The organism is Pedobacter sp. MR22-3 (assembly GCF_026240075.1).
Classification (GTDB): Bacteria; Bacteroidota; Bacteroidia; order Sphingobacteriales; family Sphingobacteriaceae; genus Pedobacter.
This window is the reverse complement of record NZ_JAPIVF010000009.1, coordinates 105,220-122,238: the sequence shown is the minus strand read 5'-3', so window position 1 is coordinate 122,238 and position 17,019 is coordinate 105,220. Positions and strand designations below refer to the sequence as shown.

Genomic DNA, 17,019 nt, shown 5'->3' with positions numbered 1-17,019 from the left:
CATTTTGGTTTTACAGCAAATTTCATTGTAATAATGGTATTCGTTTTTAATATAGATAATAGCCTTGATCTCCCTTTAAGTTGCTTTACTCAGGATCCAACGGGTTATGATATCCATCGTTTTTATTTCCTTTGGTCAATAAAAATTTCCGGATGGTAAAATTAATAATGATGGCTTCTATAAAGTTTGCCTTTTTAATTGTCACTATGGCAACCAATAGGTAGAATAAGGTAAGTCCGCCAAAGCCCAATGTGTAACTGTTTAATAAATCTGAAAATAGAAAACCTAGTGTAACGGTACCAAACAGAAAAGCTAAAATGGCGCAAATTAAGGTAAATATATTCGTGATCAGATTGGCGCTAAGTTTGGCAATATAATGTATGGCATCTAACCTCAATAATTCCAGTTGTAAGGTTGCACTATCTTTTAATTCTTCATAAAGGATTTCCGCTTCTCTTATTTTTTTATCTATCATAGGCTAATTCATCAAGAGCGTTATAGTACAACAAATGTTTGTTGAATACACAAGTTTATCCATTGGAATATTATCTATAGCAACCGATGTGATCTTTACATTGTTTTATAATTATCGAATTAGAGTAAACTGATAGATCGATCAGGCAATGGATTTTCGAATTATTAAATGGATCTCGGTTTCTGAAACTAATTCCTAATGTCAGGTGGCATTTCGTGTAAAAGTCCATTGCAAATGCTTAACCGCTGATGCAATGGACAATAGGAATACGGCTTTTGTCTTTTCAGACCTCAGACCAGATGAGATTAATTGAAGCTATTAAGCATTATGATCTGTAATGGCTTTGCCCAAATCGTTAACCAGATCCGTATCGAGATCATCAAGCGTTTTCCATTGCGGCCCCTCATCACCAGGTTCCGCATAAATGACACCAATTTTTTCTTCGCCATTCATAATTCGGTAAGTACCGTTATCCTGGGGAAGAACATCATGGTTCAGTCCATTCAGGTTCAATTCAAATTTTTCCATTAGTTTTTCGTTTTTGAGACATTTAATAATTTCCTGGTCGTTTAACCGCAAACGGCCCAGACTGATACAGAACCGGCATCGCAACGGAACTCGCCCCATCCATGTTCATCAAGGGTTACTTCACCCTCAACATGACCTAAACAATCCGTAAAGGTTTGCCCGGCAAATGCCTCGCCCATTTCCATATGTTTTGTGCCTGCTTCACCATTGGACATGATTACGGCGACACCCGAACCCTGATGTTCCTCATCACCGGCCCTGGTCCATCCAATGCAACTTGCATGATCGAAATAATCTCGCTGAAAACCGTAGGCTTTGTTTTTTCTTAAGTGTAATAACTGCGCCAGTTGCGGAAGCGATTGCATGGTTACTTCATGGTCTTTTCCGTCTGTTCCTTTATCTGTATAGGAAGATCCGTAAACATCAGAATAAAATACACATGGATAACCCGCCTCACGTAGTAGAATAATGGCATAAGCATGTGCCCTGAACCAGGGTTCTACCGTTTGTTCTAAAGATTGAAGCGGTTGTGTATCGTGGTTTTCAACCAGTGTAACTGCGAGTTCCGGACGTACCTGAACCAAACTTCCGTTTAAGATGGTAGAAAGATCGAATTCTTCCCCTGCTTTGGAAGCCCTGGAAAAATTTGCCTGAAGACAGGCATCAAAAAGCGACATGCGTCCTTCTGTGGCCTCAATATAATCCATCATCGATTGTAAATCATATGGCGACCAGTATTCACCTACGGTAAACAGTTCTGCATTCAGTTCTGCACGGAGATAATCCAGCCACTCATTAAAGAAAGCATGCGGCATATGTTTGATGGCATCCAGTCTGAAACCATCAAAACCCACCGTTTCATAAAACCATTTCCCCCATCTTTTCAGTTCTGCTCTTACCGCCGGGTTTCTGAAATCTATGTCGGTTAACATGAGGTAATCGTAGTTGCCATTTTCGTTATCTATTACTTCTTCCCAACCCTCGCCATATTGATTTTGAATGCTATAAATAGCTGTTTCCTGTGTTCTGGCATCATAATCTACACCGGTAAAACACTGGTAATCCCATTTAAATTCAGAATATTTGCCATTTCTGCCGGGGTAGGTAAACCTGGTATAGGCATCAATCTCAAAAGGTTCTGAAATAAATTCGTTGCGGTTTTCGGGATTTACCTTTCTTACCATTACCGGTTCAAAGTCGTCGGCACCACCAAGGTGGTTGAGCACAATATCTACATAAACCTGAAGCCCGGCCGCTTTTGCTGTTTTTACGGCCTCAATATATTCTTCTTTTGTTCCGTATTTGGTAGCAACACTTCCTTTTTGGTCAAATTCACCCAGGTCGTATAGATCATAAGAGTCATAACCTGTAGATTCAGTACCATCCATCCCTTTATGGGCAGGCGGCAACCAAATTGAATCTATTCCCATTTCCTTTAATTCTTTTGCATCCTGACTTACTTTTCTCCAAAGGCTACCATCTTTAGGGTAGTACCATTCGAAATATTGAAGCATTGTATGATTTTCCATTCATTTTATTTTTGAATACAACTCTAAAAGTTAGGCTTTGTTTGAGTGATAAAGCAAATCTCTTTCGGGAATTGAAAAAAGATTTCAGATAGCCGTTAAAGGCAATTAAATCTATTGTGGGGCTGTATCATTCATCTAATTAAACATTTATGCTATATGTTAAAAGGAGATTCATCTCAAAATATGGTGAAACCAGATATAGTTGTTGATAAAAATCAAATCAAAATCAGTTGAGTTAATAATTGTTTTTGTATAAGTATTTGTATTATAGTTATTTGTATTTTTTTTTGTTGGATTATATTTTTTGATTGTATTTCTTAGGATACTTTAACAGTATTTTATGATTGTATGGTAATCTGAAAAATACTACATTCGTATCATCATTAACTAAAACAGAAACAGCAATGCTCTCAACTAAACATCGCTAGTATGTTTCCGCGATGCGATAAGCAAGTCTTATCGCATTTGCATTTTAAATGCATCAATACTTACGATTGTATTTCCTCATGCTGCCGGTGACTCACTTCCAGTTTATCTCTTCTTCAAAATCGTCATAATAAGAGTAATCCCGGGTAATTTTCTATTTTCAATGGTATAGATAGGAAGTGAAAAAGCAGCTCTTTCAGCTGTTGTTCCGGAAGATACAAATTCAACAATCAGCCGCAATACTTTTACTTAAACCCATTTATTATATATGTTAATCATGAAATGCTTTATAAGACCAGATTATTAATGCCCAAAGGCATTTTTTTTGCTTGATTTTTAAACTGAACAAAAGGAATACCGATAAAGAATTGATCTGTTTGAAGAAAATATTTTCATTAAAATCTAATGATTTTTTTAATGGAAAAGCAGATTTAAACAAAAGTGATTGAACATTTTGATGGATTCGTATGGGGCGATTAAATAAAAAAATCCTTCCCGCAATGTTCTCTTTATGGGCACATTGCGAGAGAAGGAAGGCTTGCAGCCAGAGCGTGAAGCATTCTGCTTCATATCGTAGAATGTTTACCTCTTCGGATTCCTAATTTTATCCAATTTTTGGGCCGGAGAAATATACAGTGGTATCATTCTTTTATCATTCGTATTAGGCCAGCCGTCTGGAGAGCATTCTGAAGCCTAATACGCCCAGTCCACAACCAAAGTAAACCAGGTAATCATCTAACGGACAGTAAGCAACATTGTAATATACCTCATTTCCGGCGCCAAGTATGTTAATATTGCAACTCCGGTTAGGCCTTATTCTAACATTTGCCGCATATTGCGTGGTAATAGTTGAAGTAGGACCACAGGTTGGTAGTAAAGGTGTTCCACCCCAAATACCCAAAACATTAGATGTATAGATTTCGGTAGAATTTAAAGGCTGACAACCTATAGGTTGTGTATAACCATAATGTGATAACAGGAGAAAAAAAACAATTAAAAAACTCGTTTTAGATATTGATTTCATAAGTAAGAAGACATATAATAGTGATCTGAATACTTACAAAACTATCGAGCGTACCCACCTGATAAGCCATTCCTTTCATTCATTTTGCCTTTTACAGGCCTGCTGTGGCGTGTTTAGGTTATTCAAACTCAAAAAAGCAGCTGATGATTTTGAAAAGCGTACAATAATGATATAGCGAAAACTTAAGGCGTGTAAACCTATTGAATAAGGGATTTGAAAATTGGTTTTTTAAAATCAAATTATAGCAAATACAAAAACCTTAAATATAGATCTGAACTTATGGGCATGATTGCTGATCTTACAACTTATTTTTACTCATCCTATTTAGTTTTCATTAATATGAACTGACTCTTTAAGGAATCAATGCCACGTTTGAATAGGGGGGATGTAGCAAATAATCATTTAATTGCAACATTGTTGCTTTTTTTTGGATGTCTGTTATCTTGTGTTTAATTTTAAACAGTTTAGTTTAGTTGATGATAGCAGGGGAGAGTGGTTCCTTCCCTGTTTTTTTGTGCCTGTTCAGGCATTACTGTATGCTTTATTATATGCCCACCTATAAATTTCCTTTCACATATATTTTCATTAAAAACAGCATATCATTCATCTTTTACTGCTAGCGTTATAAAAAATGACTGTTTTGGCTACTATTTCGTTTTAGTAATGCTCTTATTCATTTTGAGGTATTTGGCACATCATTTTTGATTATTAGTGATTTTCATGGTAAAGTCATTACGTACAACACTGACTACTATTTGTATGTTTAATAAGTCCAAAATGGTTAATGTTGTGTAGATTTGTCCGATATCCTTTTCCTTTTAGCCGATCAGCAGAATATTTCTTTATCTCCCATTTTTTTATTTAAACATTGCTAATACATACCGTTTTAGGTATTTTATGAAAAAAATTATTTTATTTTTGTTAATTAACATTTGGTGTGCAAACGTGATGTTTGCGCAAACGAGGGGCTGTCTGGTTGGTAATGTGCTTTACACGGAACAATCGGGCAAAGGCCTTAATTACTTTCTCCGGTCGCCAGGTAATCGCACCTCAGCATGCGGTTTTCAAAGGGTGGGCAACACCAGCAATTGCAGGCTCTACAATAGCGGTGATGTAGACATGGAGAGCAGTTATACCTTATATCCTGATGCGGCGAGTAGCGGATGGATCGAGATTGCAAACTGTCCCATTGATAATGATGTATGGATTTTTTTTATTCCTGTTTCATTATTCGGTACACTTACCCTAACGAAAAAGGAACTTTCTGACAAAACGATTAATAGTAACGCTGAATCAACAAAACTTAAAACTTAATATGCCGCTGGCAAAAAATTAATTAAGAAAAGCCACATCAATAAGCTGAATTTATATGAGCGCTCAGATTAATCCGGCGCATGACTTCATGCTTTGGATAATTTTTACTGAATAACCATTAGTAATTTAGCTAAAACGATTTAAACAAACTTTGCAATAACCAAAATATCGTACAACAAAATATGAGAAATTCAAATTACCCATCACAAACTGAAGCCGATAGGCTGAAAGCACTTAACCGTTATCAAATTTTGGGCACATCAGCTGAATCCACTTTTGACCAGTTGGCAGAAGTGACTACCCGGATTTTTGATCTTCCGATTTGCCTGATCTCTTTTGTAGATAAAGATGAGGTATTTTTCAAGGCAAATATTGGATTTGATCATGATGTTTCATCTTATAAACGAGATAGTCTTTGCAATGAGGTAATTAAAAGTAAAGATATAACTGTTATTGAGGATGTTTTTGATATACCGGAACTGGCGAATAACCCATACAAGGTACGCTTCTATGCTGGTGCACCATTGATTACCAATGATGGATACCGAATTGGTGCGCTGTGTGTGATGGGGTATGAACCAATGAAATTTGATGAAAAAAAGCAGGAGATTTTAGCCGGACTGGCAAAGTTGGTAATGAATCAGACTGCATTAAGGGAGCAAGCCGGTCATCTGATTTCTGAAAACGAAAATATTGCAGCTCAAAATGCCGGATTGATAGATTACCAGCAACAAATTGCGAAAGCTAACCGTGATCTCGAAAGTCTTCAGGATAATTTCGAAATACTTTTTCAGCAGGCTCCGGTAGCTATCGGTATTATTTCTGAAGAAAATCATGTTTTTGAACAGGCTAACCAGACTTTGCTGAATATTTTGGGTCGCGATTCAGCACTAATAGGTGAGCCGCTTTCTTTGGTCATTCCAGATCTGGAAGATCAGGATTTTCTACGGTTAATAGACAACATAAAAGAGACCGGAAAACTCGTACACGGCCATGAAGTACGGCTATTGGTGTGGAATGAAAACCAGCTTAGGAGTTTATACATTAACATAACCCTGCAGTTTACCAAAAACTTGGAAACAGGCGGAAACAGCATCATGTTTATACTGGCAGATATTACTGAGCAGGTTATTGCAAAGCAATTGAACGAAGAAGCCAATGTTGTATTGATGAGTGCCATTGATGCCGGTGAAATGGGATATACTGTAGTAGAATTCGCTACAGGAAAAATGACTTCCAATGATCAGTTTAAACGGAATTACGGTTATCATATTGATGAACAATTTAATTATCCCGATCTTTTCGAAGCCATGTTACCGAAATACAGGCAGCAAATTAAAAAATCTGTTGAACATGCCATAGAAAATAATGGTGTATATCGGGCAGAATATGAAGTGAAATGGAAAGATGGATCGGTACACTGGATCAGTGCATTTGGCAAGCCAAGATATGATATGCATGGAAGAGCCTCACACATTATCGGTATCAATAAAATTATAGAAAACCGTTAACGTCATTTTGTATCAAATAGCAGAAAGGGGGGACTTCGCAATTCACTGTATGAAACTTGCGAAGTCTTTCAAGTGAACTAGTCAAAACTTAATCTGACAGTTATGATGAATTAAATAACTATATAATGCACATTAGAAAGTATAAGGCATACTATTTGGGTGCTTTTATGTTTTAAAGGTATTTACATTATAAATTGGCATATCTTTAATTGTAGAAAATATAAACGATGATAGAATACTTTCATTCATTATTTACTCATATTTAATTCAAAAGATTTAAGAAAACATCATCAATGATTTAAAATCTACAAAATCCCGTACTTTTGTGTTTTAAATATTTCCTTTGAAGACAGAACTTTTTATCATCACGCCACCTTTTACCCAACTGAATACACCCTATCCGGCATCGGCGTATATAAAAGGCTTTCTGAATACTAAAAATATCAGTGCTACCCAGGCTGATCTAGGTATTGAGGTGATCCTCAAAATGTTTTCTAAGAACGGCTTAACCTCATTATTTGCTACGCCTGTAACAAAACCGCTAAGTGCCAATTCAAAGCGAATACTCGCTTTAAAAAATGAGTACCTGAAAACCATTGATACGGTTATTCATTTTCTCCAGGGTAAAAATCCAACTTTAGCCTTACAGATTTGCAGCAGTGATTTTCTGCCGGAGGCATCACGGTTTTCACAGCTGGAAGAGCTTGACTGGGCCTTTGGTGCCATGGGTACACAAGATAAAGCCAAGCATCTGGCTACACTCTATCTCGAAGATCTTTCAGATTATATTGTAGAATGTGTGGATGAGAATTTTGGTTTCAGCCGGTATGCAGAACGACTGGGCAGAAGTGCTAATTCCTTTGACGAATTGTATACTACACTGGCGCAGGCTCCCAGTTATATTGATCAGCTCCTGATTTCCATTTTAAAAGAACATATCGAAAAAGTTCAGCCGGAGCTATTTCTGATTTCAGTTCCCTTTCCCGGGAATTTGTATAGTGCATTCCGCGCTGCACAGTGGGTTAAAAAACATCATCCCCAAATTAAAATTTCCATGGGTGGCGGTTTTCCAAATACAGAGTTGCGCTCCCTTTCGGATACGCGGGTTTTTGAATTTTTTGATTTCATCACCCTGGATGATGGTGAGTTGCCGATAGAATTGCTTATTGAGAACATCAGTGGAAGAGTTCCAAAAGAGATGCAGCTCTATAAACGTACTTTTCTGCTGGAAAACGGAAAAGTAGTTTACAGAAATGATTCCTTCCGCAAAGATTATAAACAGGCTGATGTTGGTACACCGGATTATTCAGGTCTATTGCTGGATCAATACATCTCAGTGATTGAAATCGTGAACCCAATGCACCGCATGTGGAGCGATGGCAGGTGGAATAAGTTAACCATGGCCCATGGCTGTTATTGGGGTAAGTGCACTTTCTGTGACATTTCACTGGATTATATTAAAGTTTATGAACCAGTTCAGGCAAAGCAGATTGTAGACCGGATTGAGGAATTATCCATTAAAACCGGACAAAACGGATTCCATTTTGTGGACGAAGCCGCACCACCAGCCCTGATGCGTGAGGTGGCCCTGGAAATTCTCCGGCGTAAACTGGCTGTTACCTGGTGGACCAATATCCGGTTCGAGAAAAGTTTTACCGCAGATTTATGTTTGCTTTTAAAGGCATCGGGTTGTATTGCTGTTTCAGGTGGATTAGAAGTTGCCTCCGATCGCTTACTTAAACTGATTGAAAAAGGCGTAACGGTTGAACAGGTAGCCCGGGTAACCAGGAACTTTACCGAAGCAGGTATTATGGTACATGCTTATTTAATGTACGGTTATCCTACACAAACCATCCAGGAAACGGTAGATAGCCTTGAAATGGTCAGGCAGTTATTTGAAGCAGGTATCCTGCAATCCGGTTTCTGGCATCAGTTCGCCATGACGGCACATAGTCCGGTGGGATTATATCCCGAAAAATTTGGCGTAATAAAAGATTCAGAAATCATCGGAACCTTTGCCAATAACGACATTAATTATACTGATAGAACAGGAATCGATCATAATAAATTCAGCTTTGGATTAAAAAAGTCATTGTTCAACTTCATGCACGGCATCTGCTTCGATTATGAACTTCAGGACTGGTTTGATTTTAAGATTCCCAGGACAAAAATCCCGAAAGACTTTATTGAAATTGCCTTAAACGAAGATCAACAATTTAATACGAAGCCTACAGCAAAAGTAGTTTGGTTAGGTAATAATCCTGAAATAGATTATTTTACTAAAACTAAAAAAGGAAATTCGTGGGAAATGACAACACTTACTTTTCATGATAAAAAGCAAACATTTACCATTCAAACCAATAGAAATGAAGGCGAATGGTTGAGTGCTATTCTTCAAAAAATTTCAATTGAAAGAGAAAAGGTTTATACTTTCGCCGATGTTAAAGCTGATTTTGAAACAGGGATGGAAAACTTCGAATTGTTCTGGTATTCAAAACCAGTCAACAATTTGAGGGAATTTGGTTTGTTGGTGCTTTAATTTTTTTATAAGTTTCCCCGCAGATTACAAACACCTGCATAAATCTTATTAATCTGCGGGATAAAATTTAGTCACAATGCGGAACCGTAAAAGTCCAGGTTTCAGATTCACCATTTGGCACGATGTATCCATTTCCCCTGGCATTTTCGAACCATAATTTACTGCGGAGCTTTTCCCTGGTGCCAACCTCATTCATGGTTGCACTATCATACAGCCGGCCATTAATCATCACGTATTTGATTTTTTCTGAATTACGGATATCATCCAGGGGATTGGCATCCATAATCACCATATCGGCTAGTTTTCCAACTTCCAAAGAGCCAAGTTCTTTATTCATCCCTAAATAAGCTGCACCATTTAAAGTGGCATTTCTAATTGCCTGCAGCGGTGTAAATCCACCTTGTACAAACATCCACAATTCCCAGTGTGCGCCCAAACCCTGGATTTGGCCATGTGCGCCCAGGTTTACCTTAGTACCTCCATTGGCAATTTGTTTGGCAGCCTTGGCAATATCAATATGGTTGTAGTCACTGTATTCAGAAGTTGTTCGGCGCCTGGCCCTGGCATCAATAATGGAACGCGGCGTATAAGTCATTAACTTTTCGTTTTCCCATACATTGGTTCGATCATACCAGTAATTTTCGCCCCACTGGCCTCCATAGGCCACAATTAAAGTAGGGGTATAGGCCACATCTGTATTGTTCCATAGCGTAGTGACATCTTTATAAACAGGTAAAACCGGTATACTATGCTCAATGCCCGTATGTCCGTCCACAATCATATTCATATTATGAAAAAATGTGGAACCACCCTCAGGCACCACTTCCATTTTTAACTGTCTTGCTGCTTCCAGAATTTGCTGGCGCTGCTCTCTGCGGGGTTGATTATATGATTTTACGGAAAATGCACCCACGGCCTTTAAACGCTTAAGATTGGCCAAGGCATCATCTAAACTATTAATCACTACTTTGAAATCTCCATCTGCACCATATAAAATCGAACCGGTTGAATAAACCCTCGGACCAATCATCCTGCCCGCTTTCAGCATTTCACTCTGGCTGAATACCATTTCCGTATTGCTGGATGGATCATGTGATGTTGTAACCCCAAAGGCCAGGTTGGCCAGGTAACTCCAGTCGCTTTGTGGTGAAATACCGTCAGGACTTGTGCGTAGATGCGCATGTACATCAATTATACCGGGCATAATGGTTTTTCCATTCACATCAATCACTTTTGCATTGGCCGGAATTGTAACCGCATCAGTTTTACCAATGGCCGTAATTTTATTACCATCAGTTAATATGGTTCCGTTTTCAATTACTTCGTCGCCTTTCATGGAGATAATTCTGGCACCTTTAAATGCCACCATACCAGTAGGTACATCTGATTTTAGAACCAGGTTAATATCAACTGAAGTGGCCTGGATTTTTGGCGAACTGCCATCAAAATTAAAGGAACGGTTTACATCTACCGTAAAATATTTAGGTCCTAGAGTCCAGTGCAGGTTTTTACTGTTGGCACTCCATTGGATGTATGTTCCGCCATCTGTGGTGATTTTGGCCACCGGAATGGCTTTGTTTCCTGCTGATGCATCCTGGGCGGTTCCAATATTGATCATTGGGGTAATATACACATTGAAGAGCTCGTTAAAAGCCAGCCATTTATTATCCGGACTGATGACAAACTGATTGGCATATTGGGATGTGAAATGTGTTCTTTCATTTCCGCCATTTAGATCAATGCTTTTCAGGGCTTTCTTTCCTTCAGCATAACTTTGAAAATAAATCCGCGTATCGGTATTGTTAAACTGCGGACGGATGCCATTATCAGAAACAAGCGTTTTAGCCCCACCGTTTGCCGGCATGATGAAAATTCCGGTTCCACGACCATAATTATAGCCCAGCACATCATTTCCACTACCTTTTCTGAACACAATTTTATCACCTTTGGTAGAATATTGAGGCGAATAATAAAAACCTTTTTCGTCGCTTAAGCTAATGGTTTTTCCAGATTTTAAATCGGTTCTTTTAATGGCTCCGCGGAGTTCGTCGCTCCAGGTGGTGTATACTACAAACCTGCCATCCGGACTAAATGCCGGCTCAAATTCAAAATCCAATCCATTGGTTAAACGTTCGGGTGTTCCATTGGGCAATTCTTGTTTATAAAGATATCCGGCTGCGTTAAAAATAATGGTTTTGCCATCTGGTGATGTACTTAACTGCCTGAGCATTTTTGCTGAAAAATCTTTGCTAAATACCTGCTGCTCAAAATGTAAAGCCTGCTGTATGGTTTGAACAGTGTTTGCCTGAAACGGAATGGTTGAATTGATCAGCGTTCCAATTTCTGTCTTCCTGATTTTTCCTTTAGCATAAAACACAAGGCTTTTGCTGTCAGGTGTCCAGGCGAAGTTCGGGTAAACACCAAAAATAGCCCAGGTTTCCTGCTGATCGTGAGATAAATCTTCGTTTACAGGCCATTCTTCACCTGTTTTAATATTTTGTACATATAGTGTAGATTTCAAACGGACCCTTTTCACAAAAGCGATCAGATTTCCATCCGGTGAAACCTGAGGACGGCAGGCGCCCCCTTGCTCATTAATAAATGTGGTTAATTTTCCGGTGGTTAAATCCAGCTGGCGGATGGCATAAATGGTGCCATTCGGGTCTTTACTGTATTCAAAATCTGGTCCGGGACTTACATCTTCACTGAAGTAGACATATCTTCCATCGGGTGAAACGTTGGGTTCACCGGCATCCTGCTGGTCATTTTTCCGTTTGGTAAGCTGAACACCTTCACCGCCGTTTATATTGTACATCCACATTTCACCGGCACCTAATGAGCGACTGGCGGTAAAATGCTTACGGGCGATCAGGTATTCACTGTTTGGCATCCAGGTAGCGTTATTTAAAAGCCTGAAGTTTTCCTTTGTTACCTGCTTTTTATCAGAGCCATCGCGGCTCATAATCCAGATGTTATCACCACCACTTTTATCGCTGGTGTAAGAAATATATTTGCCATTCGGACTAAACCTTGGCTGAACATCGTAAGCAATGCCACCGCTGATTAATTTGGCCTGCCCACCGGAAATGGGCATGGTGTAGATATCACCCAATAAATCAAAAACGATTTCCTGGCCATCCGGACTCACATCCAGGTTCATCCAGGTACCTTCATCCGTATTTAGCGTAAAATTCTTGGTTGTACCCTGATATTTTTCTACATCCCATTTTTTTTCCTGGGCATTTGAAGTGAAAAATAAAAGAGAGAGCGCAGAAAAAAAGTAAAGGTTTTTCATTTTATATTAAGGACATTTTTAATCAAGTAAATAATTTCAGTGAACTGATTTTCCAGCATTTATTGACGTATTGAACAAAGTTAATAATCTTTTGCAAGATGGTTTTGATCCAATTGTAAATATGCTATTGCTTTACATATAAATTTTATAGTTTTGATACCGCCGATTTATGACAGCCATAGAGATTTTACAAAAATACTGGGGTTATCCAGCCTTCCGACCGCTCCAGCAGGATATTATCAATTCTGTTCTGGAAGGAAAAGACAGTTTAGCACTTCTACCCACCGGAGGAGGTAAATCGGTTTGTTTTCAGGTTCCCGCATTGGTAAAAGAAGGCATTTGTATTGTCGTTTCGCCCTTAATCGCCCTGATGAAAGATCAGGTGGAAAACCTGAAATCAAGGGGAATTGAAGCCATAGCCATTTATGCAGGGATGGGAAAGCGCGAAATTGATATTTTACTGGATAACTGTATCTACGGTAAGATCAAGTTTCTTTACCTGTCTCCTGAAAGACTATTAGCTGAATTGGTTCGTGTGCGGATTTCATATATGAATGTCAATCTTATTGCGGTTGATGAAGCGCATTGTATCTCCCAATGGGGATATGATTTTCGCCCGCCATACCAGCAAATTGCCAGGCTCAGGGAAATTCATCCCGAAGTACCGGTATTGGCACTCACTGCTACGGCAACGGCTTTTGTAAGGCAAGATATCATGGATAAGCTGGAGATGACTGATCCGCAGGTTTTTGTGAAAAGTTTTGCTCGCGATAACCTGAGCTATGTTGTTTTTAATAAAGAAGATAAGTATAAAAAACTACTGGACATTTGTACAAATGTGAAGGGCACAGGTTTGGTATATGTGCGCAACAGGCGTGAAACGGCTGAAGTTTCCAATTTTTTAAACCGCAATCAGGTCAAGGCTGATTTTTACCATGCTGGTTTAGAAAGGGATGTCAGATTTAAAAAGCAGGAAGACTGGAAACTAAATAAGACCCGTATTATGGTGGCCACAAATGCTTTTGGAATGGGGATTGACAAGGCTGACGTGCGTACTGTGGTACACCTGGATTTACCCGAAAGCCTGGAAGCCTATTATCAGGAAGCGGGGAGGGCCGGAAGGGATGAGAAAAGAAGTTACGCCGTTTTATTGGCCAATCAATCTGATATCTTGAACCTGGAATCACGCTATATTGATAGTTTTCCTGCTCCTGATGATATCCGAAAAACCTACCATTATCTGGGCAACTACTTTCAGCTGGCTTTTGGTGCGGGCGAAGGCCTTACTTTTACTTTTGATATAGCTGATTTTTGCAAACGTTTTAACATCAGTGTATTAAAAACAATATCTGCCCTCAAGTTTCTGGAACATGATGGCTACCTTACCCTGTCAGAAAGTGTTTTTCTATCCTCCAGAATGATGTTTATCGCCAGTCATGAAGATATTTACAGGTTTCAGATCGAAAACAAGGCTTACGATGGTATTATTAAAACCATTTTAAGATCACATGGAGGTGCTTTTGATGGCTTTATCAGCATCAATGAAGCAGATCTGGCCAAAAAAACAGGTTTGTCTTATAAGGATATCATTGCCCTACTTCATAAATTACAATCGCTGGAACTGCTTACTTATATTCAGCAAACCGACCAGCCACAGTTGCAATATGTCAGGCCACGTGTGGATATGGATCATTTTGATTTAGATGTAAAGTATCTCGAATTGCGTAAAGAAATTCTACTGAAGCAGATAAATGCAGTAATCAGCTATGCTTCAACAAATATTTGCCGCAGCATTCAGTTACTGGCTTATTTTGATGAACATCATGCTTCAAAATGTGGCGTTTGCGATGTTTGCCTGGCTGAAAAAAAAGCTGAAAACGACCAGCTGATCAATGATGAAATTGACTTCGAAATCATTTCTTTATTGCAGCAACAGGCCTTTACGCTGGATGATTTGGTAACCGCCATTAAGAAAGGTACTGAAAATGAACGGATCGATGCCATTCGGGAATTATTAGACGCAGGTAAAATTAAAACGGATGGAAAGAAATATTATCTGGAGGCGTAAAAAGATAGATTTGAGATGCCAGATTTGAGATTTGAAAACTATTAATTGTAAATTGAGAACTGTTAACCATAATTATCGGTAAAATATTAGTTTTGTATTAATCATATCAATCTGTGTAATCTTCCGCGAAGCGAAAATATAAATGATAGAAAAAAACAATAAGAAAACCATCCGTTCATGGGCTTTCTTCGACTGGGCAAATTCGGCCTACAATCTCGTAATTACGTCCACAATTTTTCCGGCTTACTATACCATTATCACCACAACTAAAGAACATGGTGATCAGGTTACCTTTTTTGGAAGACATTTTGTTAATACATCGCTTTCTAACTATGCGCTATCATTTGCATATCTGATTATGGCTTTGGCCCTGCCCATACTTTCTTCTATTGCCGACAGGAGGGGAAATAAAAAATCATTCATGAAATTTTTCACATACATGGGTGGCCTGGCTTGCATGGCCTTATATTTCTTTAAGCTGGATACCCTTGAAATGAGTATCATATTTTTTGTACTGGCTGCAATGGGCTATATTGGTGGGGTGTTGTTTAGTAATGCATACCTCCCTGAAATCGCGACAGAAGAACACCAGGACCGGGTAAGTGCACAGGGCTTTTCTTATGGATATATCGGCTCTGTTTTGCTTCAGCTGATTTGTTTTTTATTTGTATTAAAGCCAGAGTGGTTTGGTATTACAGATGCCTCCTTTCCGCCGAGATTGTCATTCTTACTGGTAGGGGTGTGGTGGATCGCATTTTCCCAAATTCCGTTTCATGTGCTGCCAAACGGAACTCCACAGGTAACTAAAATCAAAACCAATATCATTAAAGATGGCTTTAGTGAATTATCGAAGGTTTGGAAACAGCTGAAGCAAATTAAAAGACTAAAAGGTTTTCTATTTTCTTTTTTCTTTTATTCAATGGGTGTTCAGACCATCATGCTGGCTGCTGCAGGTTTTGCCGAAAAAACATTAAAGTTAGGAACAGCAAAGTTAATTGCGGTGATCTTAATTATTCAACTCGTTGCTATTCCGGGAGCATTACTGATGTCGTTTCTGGCTAAAAAGGTGGGTAATGTGAATGTTTTAATCATGGTGGTGCTGGTTTGGATCGGCTGTTGCGTATATGGCTACAACATTACCAACGAATACCAGTTTTATGCTATGGCCGCGATTGTGGGACTGATTATGGGTGGAATTCAGTCGCTATCCCGTTCTACCTATTCTAAATATTTGCCCTTAAATACACCAGATACCACCTCATTTTTTAGTTTTTATGATGTTACGGAGAAACTGGCTATTGTAATCGGGTTATTTAGTTTTGCCTATATTGAAGATTTAACAGGTAATATTCGCTATTCCATTATTGCTTTGGCATCATTTTTCATCATTGGTTTAATCTTTTTGCTGATCTTAAGAAAAAACGAAAGCAAAGAAATAGTAAAACCGTAAGTTTGCCCTGAAATATGATGAAAGTAGAATTATTTGTGCCTTGTTTTGTAGATCAGCTCTATCCCGAAACCGCCTTTAATACGTTAAGGTTATTAGAAAAATCAGGCTGTGAGGTTAGCTATAATTCCAAACAAACGTGTTGCGGGCAGCCAGCCTATAATGCCGGTTACTGGGATGAAGCAAAAGAAGTAGGTACTAAATTTTTAAATGATTTTTCAGAAAATACTTATGTAGTGGCACCTTCTGCCTCCTGTGTAGGCATGGTAAAGGGTGGCTATAATGATTTGTTTACCAATACGATCGTGCACAACAAATGCAGGAATTTACAATCTAATATCTGGGAACTTTCAGACTTTTTGATCAACGTAGCGAAAAAAGATTATTTCGGCGCAGAGCTGGAAGGTAAGGCCGTTTACCACGATTCGTGCAGTGCTTTACGTGAATGTAAAATTAAAGACGAACCCCGTCAGTTGCTTTCAAAAGTTCATGGTTTGGAAATGCTGGAAATGGAGGATACAGATATGTGCTGTGGTTTTGGAGGTACCTTTGCGGTTAAATTCGATGCGATTTCTTCTGCAATGGCCGAACAAAAAGTAAATCACGCCATGGCACAACATGCTGATTACATTATTTCAACAGATTTATCCTGCTTATTGCATTTACAAGGCTACATTGAAAAAAATAACCTGCCCATCAAAACCATGCACCTTGCTGATGTTTTGTGTAATGGCTGGCTGGAAAGTACTGAATATTAATTTCGTCAGCATAAATGTTTCCGTAAAGTAGCGTTTAATACAAACCACTCGCATTAATTAAAATTTTCCTTAAACGCCAAACGCCAAACGCCAAACGCCAAACGC

The 17,019-nt window shown here is 38.7% G+C and carries 11 protein-coding genes; 6 read left to right on the top strand and 5 right to left on the bottom strand.

Translation table 11 applies throughout. The features are described from left to right. Positions 1 to 85: 85 nt before the first annotated feature. From OQ267_RS21100 to OQ267_RS21085, 4 genes are all read right to left on the bottom strand, one after another. Complete coding sequence (locus tag OQ267_RS21100) at positions 86 to 475, bottom strand: hypothetical protein (protein WP_265837942.1); 390 nt, start codon at positions 473 to 475, stop codon at positions 86 to 88. 318 nt (positions 476 to 793) lie between these two features. Then, positions 794 to 1,003: a hypothetical protein gene (locus OQ267_RS21095; RefSeq protein ID WP_265837941.1), complete on the bottom strand. Its 210-nt coding sequence runs from the start codon at positions 1,001 to 1,003 to the stop codon at positions 794 to 796. A gap of 41 nt (positions 1,004 to 1,044) precedes the next feature. After that, complete coding sequence (locus OQ267_RS21090; RefSeq protein WP_265837939.1) at positions 1,045 to 2,532, bottom strand: alpha-amylase; 1,488 nt, start codon at positions 2,530 to 2,532, stop codon at positions 1,045 to 1,047. A gap of 1,087 nt (positions 2,533 to 3,619) precedes the next feature. Beyond that, complete coding sequence (locus OQ267_RS21085) at positions 3,620 to 3,982, bottom strand: hypothetical protein (RefSeq protein WP_265837938.1); 363 nt, start codon at positions 3,980 to 3,982, stop codon at positions 3,620 to 3,622. An 897-nt stretch (positions 3,983 to 4,879) separates the two neighbouring features. Between OQ267_RS21085 and OQ267_RS21080 the strand changes: the two genes are divergently transcribed. The 3 genes from OQ267_RS21080 to OQ267_RS21070 all read left to right on the top strand — a co-directional run bounded on the left by OQ267_RS21080 (position 4,880) and on the right by OQ267_RS21070 (position 9,346). Next, entirely contained in the window at positions 4,880 to 5,296 is a 417-nt protein-coding gene (locus OQ267_RS21080) for a hypothetical protein (protein WP_265837937.1), read from the top strand. Positions 5,297 to 5,478: 182 nt separating this feature from the next. Next, a complete protein-coding gene (locus OQ267_RS21075) occupies positions 5,479 to 6,807 on the top strand; it encodes a PAS domain-containing protein (RefSeq protein WP_265837935.1) in 1,329 nt (442 codons plus the stop codon). Positions 6,808 to 7,150: 343 nt separating this feature from the next. After that, positions 7,151 to 9,346, top strand: coding sequence for a B12-binding domain-containing radical SAM protein (locus OQ267_RS21070; RefSeq protein ID WP_265837933.1), 2,196 nt, complete (start codon positions 7,151 to 7,153; stop codon positions 9,344 to 9,346). A 67-nt stretch (positions 9,347 to 9,413) separates the two neighbouring features. On the opposite strand, the gene OQ267_RS21065 is transcribed toward OQ267_RS21070, so the two are convergent. Continuing rightward, entirely contained in the window at positions 9,414 to 12,641 is a 3,228-nt protein-coding gene (locus OQ267_RS21065; RefSeq protein ID WP_265837931.1) for an amidohydrolase family protein, read from the bottom strand. A 169-nt stretch (positions 12,642 to 12,810) separates the two neighbouring features. Between OQ267_RS21065 and OQ267_RS21060 the strand changes: the two genes are divergently transcribed. From OQ267_RS21060 to OQ267_RS21050, 3 genes are all read left to right on the top strand, one after another. Then, on the top strand, positions 12,811 to 14,709 hold the full coding sequence (locus OQ267_RS21060) for a RecQ family ATP-dependent DNA helicase (RefSeq protein WP_265837930.1): 1,899 nt from the start codon (positions 12,811 to 12,813) through the stop codon (positions 14,707 to 14,709). A 142-nt stretch (positions 14,710 to 14,851) separates the two neighbouring features. Further along, a complete protein-coding gene (locus tag OQ267_RS21055; RefSeq protein ID WP_265837928.1) occupies positions 14,852 to 16,159 on the top strand; it encodes an MFS transporter in 1,308 nt (435 codons plus the stop codon). Between the two features lie 17 nt (positions 16,160 to 16,176). After that, positions 16,177 to 16,914, top strand: a complete 738-nt coding sequence (locus OQ267_RS21050; protein WP_088302736.1) for a (Fe-S)-binding protein — start codon at positions 16,177 to 16,179, stop codon at positions 16,912 to 16,914. The last annotated feature ends 105 nt before the right edge of the window (positions 16,915 to 17,019 follow it).

Bases quoted from the DNA above. Each gene is read 5' to 3' on its own strand.
- OQ267_RS21050 (WP_088302736.1), top strand. From the start codon at position 16,177: ATGAAAGTAGAATTATTTGTGCCTTGTTTTGTAGATCAGCTCTATCCC.
- OQ267_RS21080 (WP_265837937.1), top strand. From the start codon at position 4,880: ATGAAAAAAATTATTTTATTTTTGTTAATTAACATTTGGTGTGCAAAC.
- OQ267_RS21075 (WP_265837935.1), top strand. From the start codon at position 5,479: ATGAGAAATTCAAATTACCCATCACAAACTGAAGCCGATAGGCTGAAA.
- OQ267_RS21100 (WP_265837942.1), bottom strand. From the start codon at position 475: ATGATAGATAAAAAAATAAGAGAAGCGGAAATCCTTTATGAAGAATTA.
- OQ267_RS21090 (WP_265837939.1), bottom strand. From the start codon at position 2,532: ATGGAAAATCATACAATGCTTCAATATTTCGAATGGTACTACCCTAAA.
- OQ267_RS21095 (WP_265837941.1), bottom strand. From the start codon at position 1,003: ATGGAAAAATTTGAATTGAACCTGAATGGACTGAACCATGATGTTCTT.
- OQ267_RS21060 (WP_265837930.1), top strand. From the start codon at position 12,811: ATGACAGCCATAGAGATTTTACAAAAATACTGGGGTTATCCAGCCTTC.
- OQ267_RS21085 (WP_265837938.1), bottom strand. From the start codon at position 3,982: ATGAAATCAATATCTAAAACGAGTTTTTTAATTGTTTTTTTTCTCCTG.
- OQ267_RS21055 (WP_265837928.1), top strand. From the start codon at position 14,852: ATGATAGAAAAAAACAATAAGAAAACCATCCGTTCATGGGCTTTCTTC.
- OQ267_RS21065 (WP_265837931.1), bottom strand. From the start codon at position 12,641: ATGAAAAACCTTTACTTTTTTTCTGCGCTCTCTCTTTTATTTTTCACT.